Consider the following 1,724-nt stretch of genomic DNA (forward strand, 5'->3'; position numbering starts at 1 on the left):
GCCGCTGGCCGGCAACCACGCCCGGCCTACGCTTCCATGGTGCCGGCCAGCGGCCGGCACTACCCCTGCGCGTGCACAACGGCCCTGCGGATGAAACGATCTGGCCCGCGCTCGTCATCCCACGCTGCGGGCAAGGGAGTATCGTTGGCGCAGCCGCCAGCCCGGGAAGCGACACCCTGCCAGCCGCCGCTTCCCTTTCCCCAACTGAAGTAGTGCGGAGTTGATGCAATGAGCAAAGCTGCAAGCAAGGGTTTCAGAATCGAACACGACAGCATGGGCGAGCTGCAGGTGCCTGCCGACGCCCTGTGGGGCGCGCAGACCCAGCGTGCCGTGCAGAACTTCCCGGTGTCGGGCCAGCGCATGCCGCGCGGTTTCATCCGTGCCCTGGGCCTGGTCAAGGGCGCCGCCGCGGGCGTCAACGCGGAGCTGGGCCATCTGCCGAAGAACGTGGCCAAGGCCATCCAGACCGCTGCCGCCGAAGTGGCCGCCGGCAACTGGGATGCGCAGTTCCCGATCGATGTCTACCAGACCGGTTCGGGCACGTCGTCGAACATGAATGCCAATGAGGTCATCGCCACACTGGCCAACCGTGCCGGCAAGGCGGGCAAGACCGCCGTGCACCCCAATGACCACGTCAACCAGGGGCAGAGCTCCAACGACGTGATTCCGACTGCGCTGCGCGTGTCGGCGGTGTTGGCGACGCATGAGCAGCTGCTGCCGGCGCTGGTGCACCTGCGCAAGACCCTGGACAAGAAGGGCCGCAGCCTGCGCAAGGTGGTCAAGACCGGCCGTACGCACCTGATGGACGCGATGCCACTGACCTTCGAGCAGGAGTTCGGCGCATGGTCGGCACAGCTGGCCTCGGCGCAGGAGCGGATCGAAGACAGCCTCAGGCGCGTGCGCCGCCTGCCGCTGGGTGGCACCGCCATCGGCACCGGCATCAATGCCGACCCGCGCTTCGGCGCGCAGGTGGCCAAGGCACTGAAGCAACAGACCGGTTTCAAGTTCGACAGCGCCGAGAACAAGTTCGAGGGCCTGGCCGCGCAGGATGATGCCGTGGAACTGTCGGGCCAGCTCAATGCACTGGCCGTGGCGCTGATCAAGATCGCCAATGATCTTCGCTGGATGAATGCCGGTCCGCTGGCCGGGCTGGGCGAGATCGAACTGCCGGCGCTGCAGCCGGGCAGCTCGATCATGCCGGGCAAGGTCAACCCGGTGATTCCGGAAGCGACCGTGATGGCCTGCGCGCAGGTGATCGGCCACCACACGGCAATCACCGTGGCCGGGCAGACCGGAAACTTCCAGCTCAACGTCGCCCTGCCGCTGATCGCGGTGAACCTGCTCGATGGCATCGGCCTGCTGGCCAATGTGTCGCGGCTGCTGGCCGACAGCGCGATCGCCGGGCTGAAGGTGCGCGAGGACCGTGTGGCCGAAGCGCTGGCGCGCAATCCGATCCTGGTCACGGCATTGAATCCGATCATCGGCTACGAGAAGGCCGCGGCCATCGCCAAGCGTGCCTACAAGGAACAACGCCCGGTGTTGGACGTGGCACTGGAAGACAGCGGGCTGGAGGAGGCCGAATTGCGGCGCCTGCTGGATCCGACCGCACTGACCGCAGGTGGCATCCAGGCTGGCGGTGGTGGCGCCGGCGGTTGATCTGCTGGTTGTAGAGCCGAGCCCATGCTCGGCTCAGGTTCCGGGCAGCAGCCGAGCATGGGCTCGGC

At 67.2% G+C, this 1,724-nt stretch carries 1 protein-coding gene; it reads left to right on the forward strand.

From position 1 onward, the window contains the following. The first annotated feature begins 228 nt into the window (after nucleotides 1–228). On the forward strand, nucleotides 229–1,656 hold the full coding sequence (locus ABGA94_RS09300; protein WP_262221173.1) for an aspartate ammonia-lyase: 1,428 nt from the start codon (nucleotides 229–231) through the stop codon (nucleotides 1,654–1,656). Nucleotides 1,657–1,724: the final 68 nt, after the last annotated feature.

The organism is Stenotrophomonas sp. 3diitr2024 (genome assembly GCF_042136455.1).
Lineage (GTDB): Bacteria > Pseudomonadota > Gammaproteobacteria > Xanthomonadales > Xanthomonadaceae > Stenotrophomonas > Stenotrophomonas sepilia.

Bases quoted from the DNA above. Each gene is read 5' to 3' on its own strand.
- ABGA94_RS09300 (WP_262221173.1), top strand. From the start codon at position 229: ATGAGCAAAGCTGCAAGCAAGGGTTTCAGAATCGAACACGACAGCATG.